Source organism: Erwinia rhapontici (assembly GCF_012271765.1).
Taxonomy (GTDB): domain Bacteria; phylum Pseudomonadota; class Gammaproteobacteria; order Enterobacterales; family Enterobacteriaceae; genus Erwinia; species Erwinia rhapontici.
The window spans coordinates 285,995-306,667 of sequence record NZ_VRKO01000010.1; the positions used below are offsets into that span (position 1 = coordinate 285,995).

Annotated in this window: 22 protein-coding genes and 1 riboswitch; of the genes, 7 read left to right on the forward strand and 15 right to left on the reverse strand. The window is 55.3% G+C overall.

Going from position 1 to position 20,673, the window contains the following annotated elements:
* Nucleotides 1-123: 123 nt before the first annotated feature.
* From sanA to metG, 6 genes are all read right to left on the reverse strand, one after another.
* Nucleotides 124-837 (reverse strand): outer membrane permeability protein SanA, encoded by a 714-nt coding sequence (gene sanA, locus FVB43_RS06605; protein WP_159336312.1) that lies wholly within the window; start codon nucleotides 835-837, stop codon nucleotides 124-126.
* A gap of 153 nt (nucleotides 838-990) precedes the next feature.
* Nucleotides 991-2,688 (reverse strand): NAD-dependent malic enzyme, encoded by a 1,698-nt coding sequence (locus FVB43_RS06610; RefSeq protein WP_167863620.1) that lies wholly within the window; start codon nucleotides 2,686-2,688, stop codon nucleotides 991-993.
* Nucleotides 2,689-2,814: 126 nt separating this feature from the next.
* Nucleotides 2,815-3,705 (reverse strand): cytidine deaminase, encoded by an 891-nt coding sequence (gene cdd / locus FVB43_RS06615; protein WP_133841486.1) that lies wholly within the window; start codon nucleotides 3,703-3,705, stop codon nucleotides 2,815-2,817.
* A gap of 126 nt (nucleotides 3,706-3,831) precedes the next feature.
* Nucleotides 3,832-4,524: a CidB/LrgB family autolysis modulator gene (locus tag FVB43_RS06620; protein WP_167863621.1), complete on the reverse strand. Its 693-nt coding sequence runs from the start codon at nucleotides 4,522-4,524 to the stop codon at nucleotides 3,832-3,834.
* Nucleotides 4,517-4,912: a CidA/LrgA family protein gene (locus FVB43_RS06625; protein WP_167863622.1), complete on the reverse strand. Its 396-nt coding sequence runs from the start codon at nucleotides 4,910-4,912 to the stop codon at nucleotides 4,517-4,519. The genes FVB43_RS06620 and FVB43_RS06625 overlap by 8 nt, the downstream gene beginning before the upstream one ends.
* A gap of 71 nt (nucleotides 4,913-4,983) precedes the next feature.
* Nucleotides 4,984-7,065, reverse strand: a complete 2,082-nt coding sequence (gene metG / locus FVB43_RS06630) for a methionine--tRNA ligase (RefSeq protein WP_277950371.1) — start codon at nucleotides 7,063-7,065, stop codon at nucleotides 4,984-4,986.
* Nucleotides 7,066-7,198: 133 nt separating this feature from the next.
* Between metG and apbC the strand changes: the two genes are divergently transcribed.
* Nucleotides 7,199-8,311, forward strand: a complete 1,113-nt coding sequence (apbC, locus tag FVB43_RS06635; protein WP_167863624.1) for an iron-sulfur cluster carrier protein ApbC — start codon at nucleotides 7,199-7,201, stop codon at nucleotides 8,309-8,311.
* 43 nt (nucleotides 8,312-8,354) lie between these two features.
* On the opposite strand, the gene FVB43_RS06640 is transcribed toward apbC, so the two are convergent.
* From FVB43_RS06640 to FVB43_RS06660, 5 genes are all read right to left on the reverse strand, one after another.
* Nucleotides 8,355-8,603 (reverse strand): hypothetical protein, encoded by a 249-nt coding sequence (locus FVB43_RS06640; protein ID WP_133841491.1) that lies wholly within the window; start codon nucleotides 8,601-8,603, stop codon nucleotides 8,355-8,357.
* A gap of 32 nt (nucleotides 8,604-8,635) precedes the next feature.
* Nucleotides 8,636-9,253 (reverse strand): trimeric intracellular cation channel family protein, encoded by a 618-nt coding sequence (locus tag FVB43_RS06645; protein WP_133841492.1) that lies wholly within the window; start codon nucleotides 9,251-9,253, stop codon nucleotides 8,636-8,638.
* A gap of 111 nt (nucleotides 9,254-9,364) precedes the next feature.
* Nucleotides 9,365-9,787, reverse strand: coding sequence for a GNAT family N-acetyltransferase (locus FVB43_RS06650; protein WP_133841493.1), 423 nt, complete (start codon nucleotides 9,785-9,787; stop codon nucleotides 9,365-9,367).
* A 162-nt stretch (nucleotides 9,788-9,949) separates the two neighbouring features.
* Entirely contained in the window at nucleotides 9,950-10,546 is a 597-nt protein-coding gene (gene wrbA, locus FVB43_RS06655; RefSeq protein WP_167863625.1) for an NAD(P)H:quinone oxidoreductase, read from the reverse strand.
* Nucleotides 10,547-10,660: 114 nt separating this feature from the next.
* The gene (locus tag FVB43_RS06660) at nucleotides 10,661-11,545 is read right to left on the reverse strand and encodes a pirin family protein (protein ID WP_197931259.1); all 885 of its coding nucleotides are present in this window, start codon (nucleotides 11,543-11,545) and stop codon (nucleotides 10,661-10,663) included.
* Nucleotides 11,546-11,681: 136 nt separating this feature from the next.
* On the opposite strand from FVB43_RS06660, the gene FVB43_RS06665 reads away from it, so the two are divergent.
* On the forward strand, nucleotides 11,682-12,590 hold the full coding sequence (locus tag FVB43_RS06665) for a LysR family transcriptional regulator (RefSeq protein WP_167863626.1): 909 nt from the start codon (nucleotides 11,682-11,684) through the stop codon (nucleotides 12,588-12,590).
* A gap of 22 nt (nucleotides 12,591-12,612) precedes the next feature.
* Here FVB43_RS06665 and FVB43_RS06670 read toward each other — a convergent pair whose 3' ends face one another.
* Both FVB43_RS06670 and FVB43_RS06675 read right to left on the reverse strand, forming a co-directional pair.
* The gene (locus FVB43_RS06670) at nucleotides 12,613-12,936 is read right to left on the reverse strand and encodes an AzlD domain-containing protein (protein WP_133841496.1); all 324 of its coding nucleotides are present in this window, start codon (nucleotides 12,934-12,936) and stop codon (nucleotides 12,613-12,615) included.
* The gene (locus tag FVB43_RS06675; RefSeq protein ID WP_133841497.1) at nucleotides 12,936-13,598 is read right to left on the reverse strand and encodes an AzlC family ABC transporter permease; all 663 of its coding nucleotides are present in this window, start codon (nucleotides 13,596-13,598) and stop codon (nucleotides 12,936-12,938) included. Before FVB43_RS06675 ends, FVB43_RS06670 begins: the two co-directional genes overlap by 1 nt.
* Nucleotides 13,599-13,701: 103 nt before the next feature.
* Between FVB43_RS06675 and FVB43_RS06680 the strand changes: the two genes are divergently transcribed.
* From FVB43_RS06680 to fbaB, 5 genes are all read left to right on the forward strand, one after another.
* Nucleotides 13,702-14,250 (forward strand): helix-turn-helix domain-containing protein, encoded by a 549-nt coding sequence (locus FVB43_RS06680; RefSeq protein WP_133841498.1) that lies wholly within the window; start codon nucleotides 13,702-13,704, stop codon nucleotides 14,248-14,250.
* A gap of 277 nt (nucleotides 14,251-14,527) precedes the next feature.
* Nucleotides 14,528-15,310, forward strand: coding sequence for a hypothetical protein (locus FVB43_RS06685; RefSeq protein WP_167863627.1), 783 nt, complete (start codon nucleotides 14,528-14,530; stop codon nucleotides 15,308-15,310).
* Nucleotides 15,311-15,421: 111 nt separating this feature from the next.
* Nucleotides 15,422-15,518: riboswitch (TPP riboswitch) on the forward strand.
* 34 nt (nucleotides 15,519-15,552) lie between these two features.
* On the forward strand, nucleotides 15,553-16,344 hold the full coding sequence (thiM, locus tag FVB43_RS06690) for a hydroxyethylthiazole kinase (protein ID WP_167863628.1): 792 nt from the start codon (nucleotides 15,553-15,555) through the stop codon (nucleotides 16,342-16,344).
* Complete coding sequence (gene thiD, locus FVB43_RS06695; protein ID WP_159336319.1) at nucleotides 16,341-17,141, forward strand: bifunctional hydroxymethylpyrimidine kinase/phosphomethylpyrimidine kinase; 801 nt, start codon at nucleotides 16,341-16,343, stop codon at nucleotides 17,139-17,141. The genes thiM and thiD overlap by 4 nt, the downstream gene beginning before the upstream one ends.
* A gap of 152 nt (nucleotides 17,142-17,293) precedes the next feature.
* Nucleotides 17,294-18,346, forward strand: coding sequence for a class I fructose-bisphosphate aldolase (gene fbaB, locus FVB43_RS06700; RefSeq protein ID WP_133841502.1), 1,053 nt, complete (start codon nucleotides 17,294-17,296; stop codon nucleotides 18,344-18,346).
* Between the two features lie 59 nt (nucleotides 18,347-18,405).
* Here the strand turns inward: fbaB and FVB43_RS06705 are convergent, their stop codons facing one another.
* Nucleotides 18,406-19,092, reverse strand: coding sequence for a GntR family transcriptional regulator (locus FVB43_RS06705; protein WP_133841503.1), 687 nt, complete (start codon nucleotides 19,090-19,092; stop codon nucleotides 18,406-18,408).
* A gap of 92 nt (nucleotides 19,093-19,184) precedes the next feature.
* Nucleotides 19,185-20,648, reverse strand: a complete 1,464-nt coding sequence (locus FVB43_RS06710) for a mannitol dehydrogenase family protein (protein WP_167863629.1) — start codon at nucleotides 20,646-20,648, stop codon at nucleotides 19,185-19,187.
* Nucleotides 20,649-20,673: the final 25 nt, after the last annotated feature.

Genomic DNA, 20,673 nt, shown 5'->3' on the forward strand with positions numbered 1-20,673 from the left:
AGGCGAGCTCGACGGGTTTCGGGACGGGCATGCCCGTCCCCTACGATAAGCGCTCACTCGACGATACGTAGAGGCGAGGCACGCCTCGCCTGAAGGACTGACCTTTTCTGGTCAGTCCTTTTGTTATTTCTTCTTCTGTATCTCCAGTAACTGCTCCGGGGTCACCGCTGGATAACTCTGGGCGTCTTCCGGTACTTCATGCCGCGCCGGGATGGGCACCAGCGGCCCGAGGAAGCGCGGCTCACGCTTCATCAGATACAGATCGGCCAGCGCACCCAAACGGGCACCCACTTCACGCGTTCTCACGCTCCACATATTTTTGGGTGAGGGAACGGCATAACACTGAGCCTGAATCCCCATATGCAGGGCGATAAACAGCGCACGCTCACAGTGGAAACGCTGAGTGATAATAATAAAATCGTTGGTATCGAACACTTTCCGGGTGCGCACAATCGAATCGAGGGTGCGGAAACCAGCATAATCCAGCACGATATCTGAGGGTGCCACGCCTGCGGCAATCAGGTCGCGGCGCATGGTCATCGGTTCGTTATAGCTTTGCTGCGCATTGTCGCCACTCAGCAGCAGATAACTGACTTTGCCACTGTTATACGCGTTAATCGCTCCCTGTATGCGGTACAGATAATACTGGTTGATAACCCCGGTCCGGTAATATTTGGCGGTACCCAGAACCACGCCAACCTGACGGTGCGGCAGTGCTTTCAGATCGTCATAGACGTAAGGTGCGGTTTTCCAGCTCATCCAGCGATCGAGGCCAAGCGCGGTCAGTACCACCAGGGCAATGATGATAATCAGACCATAAATCAGGCGTTTCAACATGCGGAACGGCGCTCAGGTTGGCGGTGGAATATGGATTCAAGGCTACTTGAGGCGGAGAGGTGAAGCAAGTCACACCGTATCGGATGGGGCTTTTTCGCGCAATAACCCCTCCCAGGCGGAGAGTATGACCCGCCTGGAAGGGAAATCGCGCTATCAGATTGAGGTGCGGCGATAATTACGGTACTGCGGCAGCCAGAAGTTGGCCGCGATAGCCTTCGACAGCACATCTTCGGAGGTCACCACCGCCACGCCTGATAGCTGTGCGGCTTTCCCCACTGCCATGGCGATCAGTTTTGACACGCCCTGAATATCTTTCACTTCAGGCAGGACCGGGCCAGAACCCTCGTTGACCAGCGGAGAACACTCTGCCAGCGCCCGGCTTGCCGCCATCAGCATGCCGTCCGTGACGCGCGTTGCACCCGACGCAATCACGCCAAGGCCAATCCCCGGGAAGATATACGAGTTATTACACTGGGCAATTGGGTAGATCTTATCCTTCCAGGTGACCGGGGAGAACGGACTGCCCGTCGCCACTAAAGCATTACCGTCGGTCCACGCCATAATATCCTGCGGTGTTGCTTCTACACGAGAGGTCGGGTTAGACAGCGGCATGATGATGGGACGCGCACAGTGTTTGTGCATTTCGCGCACAATCTCTTCGCTGAACAGGCCTGGCTGGCCGGACACGCCGATCATAATGTTTGGCTGCGCGTTACGCACCACATCGAGCAGTGACAGCGAGTCGCTGCTGCTGTCCCAGACGGTCAGGTTTTCGCTTTTCTGCACCAGTTTGCTTTGGAAGTTAAGCAGGTTGGGCAGCTTATCGGTCAACAAACCGAAACGATCGACCATAAAGACGCGCCCACGGGCCTCTTCATCGCTGAGGCCTTCAGATTTCATCTGCGCGATGATCTGCTCGGCAATACCGCAACCGGCTGAACCCGCCCCCAGGAACACCACTTTCTGTTCACACAGCTTGCTGCCTGCTGCACGGCTGGCGGCAATCAGCGTCCCCAGCGTCACTGCCGCGGTGCCCTGAATATCATCATTAAAGCAGCAGACTTCATCACGATAGCGCTCAAGCAGCGGCATCGCATTTTTCTGTGCGAAATCTTCGAACTGCAACAGCACGTTAGGCCAGCGGCTTTTCACGGCATGAATAAAGTCATTCACGAAGCTCTCGTACTCTTCACCCGTAATACGCGGATGACGCCAGCCCATATACAGCGGGTCATTCAGCAACTGCTGATTGTTGGTCCCCACATCCAGCACCACTGGCAGGGTATAAGCCGGGCTGATGCCGCCACAGGCGGTATAGAGGGAGAGTTTACCGATAGGAATACCCATTCCGCCAATGCCCTGGTCGCCCAGGCCGAGGATACGCTCACCGTCGGTGACCACAATCACCTTCACATTCTGCTTGGTGGCGTTTTGCAGCATATCTTCAATGTTGGCACGGTTCGGATAAGAGATGAACAAACCGCGCGCGCGACGATAAATCTCAGAGAAGTGCTCACAGGCGGCACCCACTGTTGGGGTGTAAATGATCGGCATCATCTCTTCCAGATGATTATCGAGCAGGCGGTAGAACAACGTTTCGTTGGTGTCCTGAATATTGCGCAGGTAGACGTGTTTATCGTTATTGTTCTTGAAGTCCTGGAACTGACGCCATGCGCGCTCTGCCTGCTCCTCAATGCTTTCCACTGTTTCTGGCAGCAGGCCATTCAGGTTGAAGTCATTACGCTCTTCAATTGAGAACGCACTGCCTTTGTTCAGAAGGGGGAATTCCAGCAAGATAGGGCCAGCATAAGGGATGTATAGCGGTCGTTTACTTTCGTATTCGAGTTCCATGCAATTCATACTCTATTAGGATCGGGATGTTGTGGCGCCAATCCTAAAATAATTCATCTGAAAGTACAGCTTTTGTTAACATGCAATAACAAAAGCTGCGATCTTTCTCGAATTATAAAGACTCTTTTACGATTTTTTCAGCACAACCGTAGTCAAACGCATGCAACCCAGCGCGGCCAGCGTGGCTGCTGTGGCGCTCTGTTGGCTTAATGCGGCATCCGGGGCTTCGGCCAGAACGGCCTGGTGAATATCGCTCAGGCTATGTCCGCTAAGGCTGAGTAAATTCAGTGCGCCCTGCAACGGAGGCAGGCTGGGATTAAACGCCGCGTTTTCTGCATAACGCCCGGCAAAGATCGCGCCGCTGACGGTTTGTAAGGCGACACCGCTCCAGGCCTTGCTGTAAGGCGCATGACTGTGGCTGGCGGCGTTAATGGCGGCTTGCGTCAGTGCATCGCCCGCCGCGATAAAGCCGTGGTCAATATCGTCCATCAGCAGGGTGGTGATGGCCAGGTCGTGCGGGCCAAAGGAATCCGGCAGATAGTCCCCCAGCGTGGCCGCAGCACGGCCAGGCAGTTCAATCGTCAGCCCGCTGCCGCTGTTCAGCTCATTCATAAACTGTCGGCAGTGGCCGCATGGCGTGTAGTTGACGGTGATGCACGCCAGTGCACTTTCTCCCCGCAGCCAGGCATGCGTCACCGCACTCTGCTCGGCATGAACGGTCTGCTGCATCGTGGTACCGGCAAACTCCATATTGGCACCAAAGAACAGCGTGCCGCTTTTACCACGTGCAATGGCACCCACTTTAAAATCAGACAAGGTGGCTACCGCGCAGGCGGCCGCCAGCGGCAGCAGGGCAAAGGCCAGTTCACTGTCGTTAAATCCGCAGTGCTTTTTCAGTTCACCCGCCTGGCTGGCCGTGATAAATCCGGCGAAGTCATCCGCGGCCAGGATCGGCTGAAGTGCGCTTTGTAACAGGGTAGGAAGCGTGGCAAATGCCTGCTGGTAACGTGGGTGCATAGTGGGGCCTCTTTCGCTGAATGCAGCCCATGTTAGCGGGCCGGCAGCCAGTTATATGTGATCTAAGTCTCTCTATCAATGTAATAAATGAAATTGATCAACAAAATGCGAGACTTATCGCAAGTTTTAACCCCACAGCATCATTAATAGCGGAAAAATAAACGGTGCCAGAAGCGAAGTGATAATGCCGCACAGCACCAGTGCCAGTGAGCTGAACGCCCCCTCCTGGTAATCGATCTCGGCAGCCCGTGCTGTCCCCAGTGCGTGCGAAGCATTTCCGATAGCCAGACCGCGTGAGGATTTACTGCGCACCTGCAGCATGTTGAGCAGCATATGGCCGAAGACAGCCCCCAGTACGCCCGCCAGCAGCACGCAGATAGCACTAATAGCCGGGATGCCACCCAGCGTGCCGGAGATGGCCATCGCAATCGGCGTGGTGACCGATTTGGGTAACAGCGTGGCGGCAATCTGTGGCGTCGCGCCTAACCACAGCGCAATCGCCGTACCGGACACCATTGCCGTGATGCTTCCGACAAAGCAGACGCTGATAATCGACTTCCAGCGCGAACGGATTTGATGCATCTGCTCATACAGCGGCAGCGCCAGCGCCACGACGGCCGGTTGCAGCAGGTCATTGAGTAGGGCGCTGCCCTGGAAATAGCGCGTGTAGGGCAGTTGCAGCAGCAGCAGCAGCGGAATAATCACCGCCATCGCAATCAGCAGCGGGTTAACGATCGACATTTTGACTTTTGCCGCCAGCTTGCGTGCGGCAAGAAAGACCAGCACGGTCAGCGGCAGCGACCACCAGATATCACTCATCGCTTGCTCCCGTGCGTCGCTGATGGCGGTCATTAAGGCGCTGTGACATCAACCCAATGGTGACCAGCACAATCAGCGTACTCACCACGCAGGAGATCACAATCGGGCCGAACTGAGCGGTCAGAATATCCATATCGTTCATGACGCCAACGCTGATGGGGACGAACAACAGGGCCATATAACGGATCAGCAGATGGCAGCCGGGTTTTACCCAGTGGATCGGAAGCAGTTGCGAAGCCAGCAGCGAAAACAGCACCAGCATACCGAGAATACTGCCGGGAATGACAACAGGCAGCAGGGCCGAAAGGCCGCGACCGGCATAGAGGCAGAGGTAGATGATGATGAAAGCGCGAAGGTATTGCCATAAAACCAGGAGAGTGCTGCGCATGGTCAGATCCCAGAATACGTAGGGGCGGGGCAGGCCCCGCCTGGGTCAGGCATGCCTGACCCCCTACGAATTTACTTAACTTGTTGGCCTGGCTGAGCGCCGCTATCCGGGCTGAGCAGGAAGATATCTTTCCCGCCAGGACCCGCCGCCATCACCATACCTTCTGAGATGCCGAAACGCATTTTGCGCGGCGCGAGGTTTGCCACCATCACTGTCAGACGGCCAACCAGTACCGCCGGGTCCGGGTAGGCCGCACGGATGCCGGAGAACACGTTGCGCTTCTCTCCACCCACATCCAGTGACAGACGCAGCAGCTTATCGGAGCCTTCAACAAATTCCGCGTTTTCGATCAGCGCAATACGCATATCGACTTTGGCAAAATCATCGAAGCTGATGGTGTCCTGAATCGGATCCTCCGCCAGCGGACCGGTCACAGGTGCCTTCGCTGCGGCGGCATCTTCTTTTGATGCTTCAATCAAACCGTTCACTTTGTCCATCTCAATGCGGCCATACAAGGCTTTAAATGGCGCAATGCTGTGGTTCAGAAGAGGTTGCTGAATACCATCCCAGCTCAGATCCTGATTCAGAAAAGCTTCGGTGCGGGCGGTCAGCGATGGCAGCACAGGCTTCAGCCAGGTCATCAGCACGCGGAACAGGTTGATACCCATAGAGCAGATAGCCTGCAGGTCGGCATCACGTCCTTCCTGTTTCGCCACCACCCACGGAGCCTGCTCGTCAACATAGCGGTTAGCCACGTCGGCCAGCGCCATAATTTCGCGCACAGCACGGCTGAATTCACGGCTGGCCCAGGCTTCACCAATGCTGGCTGACGCATCCGTGAAGGTTTTGTACAGCGCCGGATCTGCCAGTTCAGCAGAAAGCTGCCCGTCAAAACGTTTGGCGATAAAGCCGGCATTACGTGATGCCAGGTTAACCACCTTGTTGACGATATCGGCATTCACACGCTGCACGAAATCTTCCAGATTGAGGTCGATATCGTCGATGCGTGATGAAAGCTTCGCTGCGTAGTAGTAACGCAGGCTGTCGGCATCCAGATGTTGCAGCCAGGTGCTGGCTTTAATAAATGTGCCGCGTGATTTAGACATTTTCGCGCCGTTAACCGTGACATAGCCATGCACAAACAGGTTGGTCGGTTTACGGAAGTTGCTGCCTTCCAGCATGGCTGGCCAGAACAGGCTGTGGAAGTAGACGATATCTTTACCGATAAAGTGGTAGAGATCGGCATCCGAATCTTTTTGCCAGAACGCATCGAAGTCGATATCACCGCGCTTATCGCACAGGTTTTTGAAGGAACCCATGTAACCGATAGGTGCATCCAGCCAGACGTAGAAGTATTTGCCTGGGGCATCAGGAATTTCGAAGCCGAAGTACGGCGCATCGCGGGAGATATCCCACTGCTGCAAGCCGGAGTCGAACCACTCCTGCATTTTGTTCGCCACCTGCTCCTGCAACGCACCGGAACGGGTCCAGGCCTGTAACATGGCGCTGAATTCCGGCAGATCGAAGAAGAAATGCTCAGAATCACGCATCACAGGTGTTGCGCCAGAGACGACGGATTTCGGATCAATCAGTTCAGTCGGGCTATAGGTGGCCGAACAGACTTCGCAGTTGTCGCCATACTGATCCGGCGCCTTACATTTCGGGCAGGTGCCTTTCACAAAACGATCGGGCAGGAACATGCCTTTTTCCGGATCGTAAAGCTGAGAAATGGTACGGTTCTTAATAAAACCGTTCTCTTTCAGTCGGGTATAGATCAGTGCAGACAGCTCACGGTTCTCTTCGCTGTGCGTAGAGTGGTAGTTGTCGTAGCTGATATCAAAACCGGCAAAGTCGGTCTGATGTTCCTGACTCATCTCGGCAATCATCTGCTCCGGCGCGATGCCCATCTGCTGAGCTTTCAGCATAATTGGCGTGCCATGTGCGTCATCGGCACAGATGAAGTAAACCTGATTGCCGCGCATTCGCTGGTAACGGACCCAAATATCTGCCTGGATATGCTCGAGCATGTGGCCGAGATGAATGGAACCATTTGCGTACGGCAGTGCGCACGTTACCAAAATTTTTTTCGCGACTTGAGTCATATTAAGACTTAGCTCATACCTGTTGAAAAAGGGGTTTAGATGGTAACCGATTGCCTGACCCTGCGTAAACAAGGGGTTCAACTCCCTGCGGTTTTTTCCGGCTGGTTACGTCAGTTCGGGCCAGATCTGATATGCTTAATGACATAAATGCAGGCAGAACAACCAGCAATATCAAGGAACACAGATGACTTCACAATCCCAGGGGCATCATTCCCCCGAAGCGCTACGCGCGATCGTGATGGGCGTGCTGACCACGTTTGAACACCCCACGTTGAACCGTAATCTCACCGTACTGAAGGCGCTGCGCCACTGTGCGCTGCTCGATAACACTCTGCATATTGAACTGAATATGCCGTTTGTCTGGCAGGGGCCGTTTGAAAGCCTGAAAGCGACGGTCAGTGCTGACCTGCTGCGTCTGACTGGCGCGGTAGCGATTTCATGGCGCTTAACGCTGAATGTGGCGACGTTACAACGGGTCAAAAATCGCCCTGGCGTCAACGGCGTAAAAAACATTATTGCCATCAGCTCTGGTAAAGGGGGCGTCGGCAAATCGACCACGGCGGTCAACCTCGCGCTGGCGCTGGCCGCAGAGGGAGCGAAAGTCGGACTGCTGGATGCCGATATTTACGGACCGTCGATCCCGGATATGCTCGGTGTTGAAGATCAGCGGCCAACCTCACCGGACGGCACACATATGGCACCGATTATGGCCCATGGCCTGGCCACCAACTCAATTGGTTATCTGGTGACCGAGGATAACGCCATGGTATGGCGTGGTCCGATGGCCAGCAAAGCGCTGATGCAGTTGCTTAACGAAACGTTATGGCCGGAACTGGACTACCTGGTGCTGGATATGCCGCCTGGCACAGGGGACATTCAGTTAACCCTCGCACAGAACGTGCCGGTGACCGGTGCCGTGGTCGTGACCACGCCGCAGGATATTGCGCTGATCGATGCGCGCAAAGGCATTGTGATGTTTGAAAAAGTGAATGTCCCGGTGCTGGGCGTAGTGGAAAACATGAGTATGCATATTTGCAGCCAGTGTGGTCATCATGAAGCGATCTTTGGTACGGGGGGGGCCGAAAAGCTGGCGGAACAGTATCACACTCGTCTGCTGAGCCAGCTTCCGCTGCATATCAGCTTGCGCGAAGACCTGGATAATGGCGAGCCCACCGTTGTGCGTCGTCCCGACAGCGATTTCACCGCACTGTACCGTCAGCTGGCGACACAGGTGGCCGCGCAACTTTACTGGCAGGGTGAGGTTATCCCGGAAGATATCGCGTTCCGCGCGGTGTAGTGAGACGGGCCGGCCTTTTTCTGGTCGGCCCGTGATGAATCCGTTACACCAGTCTGACGTGCCGCTGCTGAAATCCATCCACCATTGAATAATCGAAATCAATTTTCCCACCGTCGAAAAGCTGAGTAATCAACGTGAAATCATTGTCCGGTGTGACATTGCAACGATGGTTAAGCAGGGTGTCCTGAATAGTAAACGAACGGTCACCGCGCGCGATACGCTTCAGATATTGCAGCATGTCGTATGCACGTACACTTACGCCTGCCTGTTCATGAGGGGGTCTGCTTGTCATCTGCTACGGCCATTTTCAGTGCTAAAACGTCATTATAATCCGTTGTGTTTAATCGACGGCAAGCCGATTTTGTATTTTAGTGAAATCAGACGGAGCAACGTACAGCTAATAATCGCGAACCAGGCGCTGTAGATCTGCGGGATCAGCCCGGCTGAGCCGGTCAGCTCAATCGCGGCGCCAATGAGCGCCGCGCTGGCATAAATATCCTGGCTGAAAATCGCCGGAGTTTTTCCAGTTAACACGTCGCGCAGGCAGCCGCCACCGACGGCGCTGATGCAGCCCAGTATCAGGGAAAGCTCAATATTGTGGCTGTGCTCCCAGGTTTTATTGGCACCGAAGGCAGCAAAGAAACCCAAACCCAGCGCATCAAAGAACAGGGTGGCTTTTTCAAAAGAGAGGATGAGTTTTTGAAAAAAGGCAACGCAGATGACGGCTGTCATGATTACCACCAGATAGGCTGAACTGACCAGCCCGGCGGGGGGAAGGCTGGCAATACAGATATCTCTGATCACGCCACCGCCAATCGCGGTGGTCGCCGTCAGTACAAACACCCCGAAGAGATCAAAATCCTCGCGTACTCCGGCGGTCGCGCCACTTAACGCAAAGGCCAGCGTGCCAGCTAAATCAAGCAGATGAAAAACATTCAACATGTCACACATCCCTGATGAGCGTGAAAAATGATTTTCCAACGCCTGTAAAGAGAGTGACAGATAACCCTGCCTCTGCGCTGTCGTCGTGAGCAGAGGGTGCGGTAGGGGGGGTTACAGCACGTAGTGCATCAGCAGGTACTCGCCCTGATCGCTTTCCCCTTCGGCCACCACCCGCCAGCCGTGCTTTTTATAAAACAGCTGAGCCTGCAGGTTTTCCGCCAGACATTTGAGCGCGCCAGTGGAGGTAAAGCTTTTTTGCACGGCCTGCAATAATGCACTGCCCGCGCCGCTGCCCTGCCAGGCCGGGTCGATAAACAGGCTGTGCAGAAAATTATCGTTATCCAGTACGGCGGCAAATCCGATGCGGTGGCCGTCTTCTTCTGCCACCAGCACCCGCTCGCCCCGCGTCACCCGATCGAAATCCTCTAACTGCCATTGACTGTCATCCAGCCAGGTCCAGTTGGTTTTACGCGAGGCAAGAAACAGTGTGCGTAGGAATGGCCGATCCGCTTCGGTGAAAGGACGGATATTCATGGAAAAACTCCTGCAACATAAACGCCGGGTGGCAACGGCGCAGAGTGTAGCGTAAAAGCGCGTCGGTAGCAGCGAAAGGCATCAGGCAGGAGGAACGCATGAGAGAAGGGCGCAAAAAAAAGAGATGATGGGCTCATCTCTTTGCAGGGGACAGTGCGTTTTTTACTTCAATTTTGCCGCGATCGCCGCCACGTGTTGCCCCTGGTGTTTTGCTATAGCCAGTTCACGTTCGCTGGGTTGTCGCGACCCATCGCCACCCGCCAGTGTGGACGCGCCATAGGGTGTGCCGCCACGCACTTCTGAAATATCAAACAGTTCGGGGGTGCTGTATCCGATGGGGACAATAATCATCCCGTGATGCGCGAGGGTGGTCCAGGTCGAGGTAATGGTCATTTCCTGCCCACCGCCGGTGCCGGTAGAGGTAAACACACTGGCCACTTTGCCTACCAGAGCCCCCTTGGCCCACAGGCCGCCGGTCTGATCGAGGAAATTACGCATCTGCGCTGACATGTTGCCAAAGCGGGTGGGCGTGCCAAAAATAATCGCATCATAGTCAGCCAGTTCTGTCGGGCTGGCAATCTCGGCGGTCTGATCGGCTTTACCGCCGTACGCTTTGAACGCCTCGCTATCCATGGTCTCCGGCACGCGTTTGACGGTGACCTCGGTGCCCGGCACGCTGGCTGCCCCTTGCGCAACGTGCTGCGCCATGGTTTCAATATGCCCATACATTGAATGGTAAAGAACTAAAATCTTTGACATTTTACTTTCCTTATTGGGATGGATGGCATTTTCTTTTGGTGCTAATAAACGTGAAATAAAACGACGTAATACAAACACTGATATCACCCCTGGTGAAGGCGTTGATAAGCCACATTATTTAAAAATAGGCATGGAGGTGGGCTGAGGTTGGCCCTCCATTTCCTCACGCAGGCGACGACCGATGTCGTTAATTCTAGCTTCGCCTGCGCGTAATGCCGCATCACTGGTGTGCACAGAATAATTCCCCAGTGAGAGGGACCACGGATGAGCAACAGCGGAACCGATCACGAAGCGCGTTTCGGCGTCTCCGGCGTGAAGGGTGACGGGTTGAGAACCGGCTGCGAAGATGACCATTTCACCTGTAGCGATCTTTTCAGGTGAAACCAGCGTGCCGCGACTGATACTGAGCCACAGGCTGGAGTGATTTTCCGGCGGAATATACTGCCAGGATGAGTGTGCGGGCAGGGTCACCAGCAGATAATTGATGCCCTCATGCGAGCGAACCGGGCTTTTTACGCCCTGATATTCACCCAGAATGACGTATGCCGGGCCGGTTTGCGGCATCGACTGCGCTTCAAGATACTGACTGTCAACGGGGCCATTTTCCAGTTCAGGTGGCAACGCCAGCCAGAGCTGAAATCCCTCAACATACTCAGAATCACCTGCCGACATTTCTTTGCCGTGCCAGACGCCGCCGCCTGCGCGCATCCATTCCACCCCGCCATAGCCAATCATGCCTTTACCCGAATCCGGATCGTCAAAGCGCAGATTGCCTTCCGTGATTACGGTGACAGTGGCAATACCAGAGTGCGGATGAAGCGGCATACGATCAATCATCGTGCGATCGCCGGTGAAGCGATCGAGGAAAACGAAAGGTCTGACGATCGTGCCATAGTCTGACGGGCTCATCAGACGGATAATGGGCCCCGTTCCTCTGCCGCGTGTCCGGTGTTCGATGTGGCGGGAAACGGGGTGTTCCTCGGGCGCTAACGGTGACATTTGACTTCCTCTGGTAAGCGGTGAACGCAAGGTTATTCCGCTGGAGTACATGATAGTGTTGTATCTTAACCATTCGAACACTGCTTGATTAGAGGGCGTAATATCATTGGACTCATCCATTTTTGGACGTAATAAGATGCTCGATCTGAACGACGTCGCGATCTTTATCCATATCGTTGAAACGGGAAGTTTCGCCGCTGCTGCGCGACGGCTGGGAGTGCCACCGAATACACTGAGTCGACGGATTAAGCTGCTGGAAGCGAGTCTGGCGGTGCGGTTATTTCATCGTTCCACCCGCAAACTGACCCTGACCGGTGCCGGTGAGCAGCTGTATGACCACAGTGCACAAAAAATCAGTGAGTTAAACGCCATCAGTACGCAGCTGGTCAGTGAGAATCAGGTGCCGATGGGACGGATAAAAGTCGCCGCGCCTGCTGACTTCTTCGATCTGTTTTTAATGGAGTGGGTGGCCGATTTTCTGGCGTTATATCCGCAGCTGCAGCTGGATTTTATTCTCAGTGATACACATGCGGATATGATCGGCGAGGGCATTGATGTCGCGTTTCGTGGTGGACGCTTAAAGGATTCCAGTCTGGTTGCCCGAAAAATCAGCACGGGTCGGCGTCTGATGGCCGCCAGCCAGCATTATCTGGATACCTTTGGTGTGCCTGACAGCATCGACGCGCTGCAGCATCATGCCTGCATCGGCCAGTCTGCATCCTCTTCACCGGCTATCTGGCATCTGGTGGGGCCGCAAGGTGCGGTGCAGGTTGAGGTGACTGGCCGTTTCTCGGCCAATACCGCGCAGGCCCAGCTTAAAGCGGCTCTCAGCGGGCTGGGCATCTGTTTTTTACCAGAATCCCTGTTGTACGACAGCCTGAGCCGTCAACAGCTGATCGCCGTGTTGCCTGATTATGGCCAGCTGAATAACGATTTGTCGATTGTCTATCCCAGCCGTCATTACATCCCGCTGGCGGTGTCGACCTTTGTCGATCACACGGTGACTCTGCTCAAAAAAACCATCTCTGATAAGCATCGCCGTTAAGAAAGCGATGCGGCTGCGAAGGCTATTGAACACCGGCGAGCCGCAGCAGGGCGGTGACTGCCGCTGCCGCCAGGATCACCCCAATCAGCGGCACTTTGCGCCAGGCCAGCAGCACGGCAACCGCCACCCCGGCGACGCGTGCCGTCCCGGCAAAGTGGTCACCTGCATAAAATGTGCTGCCCAGCGCCACCGCAAACAGCAGCGTAGTGGCCGCATCAGACAGCAACTTACGCGCGTTTTCAGACAGGGTCATGCGGTTACCCAGCGTGGCACCGGCAAAGCGCATCAGCCAGGTTCCCACGGCCAGAATCACGATCCCGCAGATAATCAGTGCGTTGTCTGCCATTATTTCCTCCTCGCCAGCAGTCCGGCCATTGAGAGCAATACCGGCAGCCCGATAGGCGTAAAGGGCACGGCCAGCAGTGAGATTACCGCCCCGCAGGCGGCGCGGATCAGCGTGGTGCGGGATTTCAGGGCGGGGATCACCAGCGCCAGTAAAATGGCCGGAAATACCGCATCCAGCCCAATCACCTGGGTATCAGGCAGCAGTGTGCCAATCACACTGCCCAGCATGGCCCCCAACGGCCAGACCACGGCGACGCCGAGGCCACACAGCCAGAAGGCGGCTTTACGCTGCGCGTGCGTGGGCTGCGACAGGCCAAACACCACGCTTTCGTCATTCATAATATGGCAACCGAGCACGGCAGAGAGACGCGAACCTACCAGGTCACGTACGGCAATGCCAAAGGGGAAGTGGCGCGCATTGACCAGCAGCCCGGCCAGCGCAGCGGCCAGCGGATTGCCCCCGCCAGCGACGATGGCAATAAACATAAACTCTGAGGCACCGGCCAGCACAAACAGGCTGGAGAACAGCGGAACCCATAGCGGGAATCCATAAGCGGTGGCCAGCGAACCGTAGGAGATGCCCACAACGCCGACCGCCAGGCAGATCAGATAAATCGCTTTACGCGTGTCCGGGCTGAGTGATGAAAAATGCCGACTGAACATTATTTGTTTTCCATAACGAACGAAGTTGTCATTATAATGAACGCAGGTGCTTCTAAGATCAACACGAACGTTTCGTTCATTTTGGCGAACGATAAGGCGAAAGATGACACAGCCCATAGCGGTAATTGCGGAAAGTTTGATTCGGGAACGCACACAGGCCGGGCTTTCACTCGCCGAAGTGGCCCGAAGGGCGGGAATTGCAAAGTCGACGCTGTCGCAGCTGGAGGCGGGCAACGGTAACCCCAGCCTGGAGACGCTGTGGGCGCTGTGTGTGGCACTGAATATTCCCTTTGCCAAACTGCTGGAACCTGAAGGCAACAAAACCCAGATCATCCGGCGTGGCGAAGGGGCGAAAGTGGTGGCCGGAGAAGCGAACTATCAGGCCATTTTGCTGGCCAGCTGCCCACCGGGTGCGCGGCGCGATATCTATCTGTTAATGACCCAGCCGGGTGCTGACCGTCTGTCACAGCCGCATCCTGTTGGATCGGTTGAGCACATTATCGTCACCCAGGGGCGGGCGCTGGTCGGGCTTAAGGATGCCCCGGAAGAGCTAGCGCCAGGCGATTACATCTGCTATCCCGCCGATCGTGAGCATATCTTTAAAGCGCTGGAACCCGACACCCTGGCACTGCTGGTGGCAGAGCAGGGATAAAGGGAGGATGGGGACGGAAAACCGTCCCGTAATCGGGTTTTTATACCGTGTCGCTGAATAGCGGTTGACGGGGAGTTATGATTCTATCGAACCGATTTTTTGTTGAGACTATTCTTATCGTTAGCTAGAATGCGGCCTGAAAAAGTGAAGGTGTATTATCATTTCTACATAAAATGTGTATTTGCTTTTAATAAAGCAATCTGGGATTTAAATCAAAATCGGTCAGGCTGACGTTCAGAATGTTCTGGCCGAAATAAATTATAAAATGGAGTTAAGAATGAAAGGCATCAGTAAACTGGTCTGGGCAGGTCTCGCGCTGAATATCTGCTATCTCGGCGCGGTAGTCTATCTCACTACCCAGATAGAGGATGGTGAGTTAACTATTTTTGCACGCAATGCGATTGCTTTTTTACAGTACTTCTCCATCCCATTTTTAGTTTCTATTTTATTGCAGATCATCAGTTTGCCCCTGTTATTCAAAAGCCCAAAGTGGGGACTGGCGCTGGCTATCATTGGCTCGCTTATTATCCTGCCATTAAGTATGATTTTCCTCGCCGGTTATATGTTTAGCTATGAAAAGCATTGCAACAAGGGCCTGGAAGTATTTTCGCCAGGTGATAAAAACACACTTTCACAGGCTTTAACATTTAAAACATCGATGTTCTATGTGCAGGGCGGGATTTCCCTTGCTATCGGATTGTTTATTCTGGCCGATGGTGTGAGCGTTGGCGGATTATTAGTCTGTACCGGGATCATTTTTATCTCAAATGCGATGCGTTTAAAGCAACGCGTGATGATTGGGGTGTCAGGCGATAAATTGATCCTGACCCCGGCGCTGTATGCTGAAACCTGTCTGATCCCGCTAACCGATGTCACGTTAATCAAAGAAAATAAAAATGTCTTCAAACTGCATATCCACTCTGCTGGTGTTGACAGGAAATGTAGCTTTAGTAAAAAAATGATCGCCGGAGAGAATGCTCAGGCAGACCTTGCGGAGATTTTGTCAACATTGCCGAAAGCGGACAGCGAGGCTGTGGCGGTGAGTGACAAGCCTGAATAACCTCCAGCCCGGGCGGCGGGAGACGTAAAAGCTTGTTTCTCTGCCATCTAACTGGCATGATTCTGAAGGGTGATTATCGCAATGGTAATTACAACACATTGATTTTACTATTTAAATGACTCGGGGTGCCCTTCTTCGTGAAGGCTGAGAAATACCCGTACCACCTGATCTGGATAATGCCAGCGTAGGGAAGTCAGATGCCCGGCCGGCATCGCCTTCTTGATCGCCGGTTGGGAGCATATATGATCCAACCTGAACGCCTGAGCCACGCCGATGTGGCCCATTCCCTGACGCTGTTTCAACAGCAATCCCCCCTGATTCACTGTATGACCAATGATGTGGTGCAAACCTTTACCGCCAACGTGCTGCTGGCACTGGGGGCTTCCCCGGCGATGGTGATCGATCAGGACGAAGCCGCGCAGTTCAGCGCCATTGCTGATGCCCTGCTGGTAAACGTTGGTACGCTGACCCATTCCCGCAGTGAAGCGATGCGGGCAGCGATCCATGCGGCCAGCGCTGCCGGACGACACTGGACATTAGATCCGGTGGCGGTAGGGGCGCTGGATTTCCGTACCACTTTCTGTCACCAACTCCTGTTACTCAAGCCCGCTGCGATCCGCGGCAATGCTTCGGAAATTATGGCACTGGCAAAACAGGCGGTCAGCGGACGGGGCGTAGACACTCAGCATGCGTCAACGGCGGCATTACAGGCAGCCGTTGCGCTGGCGACGGAAACGGGGGCGGTGGTGGCGGTTACCGGGGAAGTGGATTTTGTCACCGATGGCGTGCGCACCCTCAGCGTCAGCGGCGGTTCCCCGCTGATGACGCGCGTGGTCGGCACTGGCTGTGCGTTGTCCGCCGTGGTCGCTGGATTTGCCGCGCTGCCCGGCGATCGTCTGGTGCATATCGCCAGCGCCTGCCGCGTAGTGGCGCTGGCGGGAGAGCGTGCAGCGGCAGCGGCGCAGGGGCCGGGCAGCTTCATCCCCGCGTTCCTTGATGCACTGTATCAACTGAACCCGGAGGCACTGGTATGAAACGGATTAACGCCATGACCATTGCCGGAACTGACCCGAGCGGTGGCGCCGGGATCCAGGCCGATCTGAAAGCCTTTTCCGCGCTGGGCGCCTATGGCACCAGCGTGATCACCGCGCTGGTGGCGCAGAACACCACGGGCGTGCAGTCGGTGTATCGCATTGACCCATCGTTCGTGGCTGCGCAACTGGATTCCGTCCTGTCGGATGTGCGTATCGACACGATAAAGATTGGCATGCTGGCAGAAAGCGCCATCGTTGAGGTGGTTGCCGAACGGCTGAAAGAGACCCCGGTGCCCTGGGTGGTACTGGATACGGTGATGCTGGCAAAAAGCGGCGATCCGCTGCTCTCTGCTGAGGCGGTTGCCACCTTACGCGAGCGTCTGTTACCGCAGGTCTCCCTGATTACGCCCAATCTGCCAGAAGCCGCCGCGCTGCTGGCCTGCGATCCGGCGCGTGATGAGGTTGAGATGCGTGAGCAGGGCAGGGCGCTGCTGGCGCTGGGCTGTCAGGCGGTACTGATGAAGGGCGGCCATCTTAGCGAATCGGAAAGCCCGGACTGGCTGTTTACCCACCAACTTGAACAGCGGTTTACCGCGCCTCGCATTATGACGCGCAATACGCACGGTACGGGCTGTTCGCTGTCGGCGGCGCTGGCGGCACTCCGTCCGCGACACGATGATTGGGTTGCCACCGTACAAGCGGCTAAATACTGGTTGCAGGGGGCGCTTGAGCAGGCAGACTCGCTGGAGGTCGGCCACGGGCATGGTCCGGTGCATCATTTTCATCAGTGGTGGTGACCACGATGGTCCGCGTTTTTTTGTGCGGATCGTTCTGAAAAATGGAGTCAGCAATTTGCCTTAATAACAGTTTTGGGTCCACCCTGTTGGGGTCAGGAAAACTGACCCGCGGGCCATCAAAATGGCCCTCACACATTTTAACAGGAGTTATCATGACGGACATCGTACAGTTATTGGGCAAAGAAGCGGATTCTCTTTTGCAACATCGCTGCATGACTATTCCAGCGGACAACCTCTATCTTCCAGGGGCGGATTATGTGGATCGGGTGATGGTCGATAACAATCGTCCCCCGGCAGTTTTACGCAATATGCAAACACTGTACAACACCGGACGTTTAGCCGGGACAGGTTACCTCTCTATCCTCCCCGTAGACCAGGGCGTCGAGCATTCGGCGGGCGCCTCTTTTGCTGCGAACCCGCTCTACTTCGATCCGAAAAATATTGTGGAGCTGGCGATTGAAGCGGGCTGTAACTGTGTGGCTTCCACGTATGGCGTACTGGCTTCTGTCTCACGGCGTTACGCACACCGCATCCCGTTTATGGTTAAGCTCAACCATAACGAGACGCTGAGCTATCCCACCCAGTATGACCAGACGCTGTATGCCAGCGTTGAGCAGGCGTTTAACCTCGGTGCTGTCGCCGTCGGGGCCACCATCTATTTCGGTTCAGAGCAGTCACGGCGTCAGATTGAAGAGATCTCTGCAGCCTTTGAACGCGCCCATGAACTGGGGATGGTCACCGTACTGTGGGCGTATCTGCGCAATAATGATTTCAAAAAAGACGGGGTGGATTACCATGCCAGCGCTGATTTGACAGGCCAGGCAAACCATCTGGCGGCCACCATTGGCGCGGATATTGTGAAACAGAAAATGGCGGAGAATAACGGCGGTTATAAAGCAGTGAAATTCGGCCATACCGATGAGCGCGTCTACAGCACACTGACTACAGATAACCCTATCGACCTGGTACGTTATCAACTGGCGAACTGCTATATGGGGCGCGCCGGGATGATCAACTCCGGCGGTGCGGCAGCAGGGGATACGGATATTGCTGAATCCGTACGTACGGCGGTGATCAATAAACGTGCAGGCGGCATGGGGCTGATTTTAGGGCGCAAGGCCTTTAAGAAATCGATGAAGGACGGCGTGGCGCTGATTAATTCAGTGCAGGATGTCTACCTCGCGAAAAACGTCACCATCGCCTGATTTATCGTAGGGGTCAGGCATGCCTGACCCTGTATCAACCGTGCCTTGTCCCGCCGGTTTCAGAATGGCTCAAACCACTCGCTGTTCTGCTCGGCAATCGGGGTAATAGAGAAAATCATCTCCTGCAAATGGCGGCGCAGCGCCTGTTCAGCGGCATCGGCATCTTTCGCACACAAGGCCAGGTAAATCTGGTGGTGCTGCTCGATCAGGCTCTCTGGCGGTGACACTTTACTTAACGTCAGAAAACGCACGCGGTCCATGGTGGCTTTAATATTTTCCACCGTCTCCCACGCCAGTTCACAGGCAATACTTTGCGCGATCAATCGGTGAAACTCATCGTCCAGCAAGAGAAACGATTGGCTGTCGTGGCGATCGGCGGCCAGCTTTTGTAATTGCAGATTATGCTCCAGCGCCGCCAGCCCGACAGGTGTGGCTTCTGCAGCTGCACGGCGTACCACTGCAACTTCAACAGCTTCACGTATAAAGCGACCATCGGCAACGCGCTGTGCGGAGATTTTACGCACGAAGGTGCCGCGCTGCGGAAGGACCTGCACCAGGCCCGCTTCTGCCAGTTTGATAAAGGCTTCACGAACCGGCTGACGCGATACGTTAAAGCGCGTGGACACCTCTTTTTCCGACAGCAGTGAGCCGGGATGGATCGCACAGGTGACGATATCCTGACGCAGGAATCGATAAATCTGCTGGTTGACCGGCTCACTGGCGGTGATGGTATAAACTGTCGACATTCGGCAACGTCCCTTTAGCGGCGGGTCAACAGCCTGCCCGCCTATGGCGTGAAAGCCTTCAGTCTAATCAGGCAGGCGCATCAGCGCCAGAGTTAAACGCGGGCAACCAGTTGATGCACCGTTTGTTTCGCTCCCAGGCTCAACAGCAGACGGTAAAAATGGTTAACCTGGTGGACAAACTGCGGGTTACCGGACAAATCCTCACCAAAGACATGTTTCAGACCCAGCAAGGCGGCCACGCGGGGTTCTCCTTCGGCACTTTCCGCGACCCTTTTTGCCAGCTCGGCACTAAGGGGATCGTTGATCACCATCGGCTGACCCTGCTCATCGTAACCGCTGACATAGCGGATCCATCCTGCCACGCCAAGTGCCAGTAAATCGAAATTGCTGTCATGCGCGAGGTGCCAGCGGATGCTGTCCAGCCAGCGCTGGGGCAGTTTCTGGCTGCCATCATTGGCGATCTGCGCGGTGCGGTGCCTGATAGCACGGTTGCTGTAACGCGCAATCAGCGAGTCGGCGTAGGCCGTCAGATCAACGTCCGTTGTGCGTAGCGTCGGAGCCTGCTGTTCGAGCATCAGCTGGCGCGCCGCCTGTTTGAAATGAACATCTGTCATACAGTCGCTGATGTGCTGATACCCGGCGAGGTTACCCAGGTAGGCAAGGAACGAGTGGCTGCCATTCAGCATACGCAGCTTCATCTCTTCAAAGGGCAGCACGTCAGCCACCAGTTCCGCTCCGGCCAGTTCCCACGCCGGGCGGCCGCTGACAAAGTTATCTTCGATAACCCACTGGAAGAACGGCTCACAGGCCACCGCCACCGGATCCTCACAGCCCAGTTTTTCACGCAAGGCGCGGTGGGTTTCATCGGTCATCGCCGGAACAATACGGTCTACCATGGTGGAAGGGAAGGTCAGCGTTTTTGCGATCCAGTCGGCCAGTTCCGGCGCCTGCTGGCGTGCCAGCGCGGTGATTACGTTGCGGGTGACATGGCCGTTTTCCGGCATATTATCGCAGGACATCACGCTGAAAGGTGCCAGCCCTCGCTCACGGCGTCGACGAATGGCCGCGAGAATAATGCCCGGCAGCGACTGTGGCACATCGGGATGTTCCAGATCATGACGGATCGCCGGATGGTCAAGATTTAACTCACCGCTGGCCGGATAATGACAGTAGCCTTTTTCCGTGACCGTCATGGAGACAATAGCGACGTCGGGCTGGCTCAGCGCGTCCAGCACCGCCTCAATACCGTCGGACTGGCCGTGCAGGGCGGCAGTCACCACACCTATCACACGCAGATTGAGCTGGTCATCGGCCATTTCGGCCACGGTGTAGCAGAGTTGCTGCTGGCGCAGGGCGGTAATCAGTTCGCCGCTGTTAAGATTGATTTCGCAATATCCCCAGTCGCTGCCCTGTTCAGCGGCGAGCCGATCGCTACAGACGGCCTGGTGAGCACGATGGAAAGCACCAAAGCCAATATGGACCATGCGGGTCCGTAGCGCGTGACGGTTGTACTGGGGGCGTTCTACATCGGGCGGGAGGGTATCAAGAGACAACATAACGCATCCTTACAGATAAACGGGT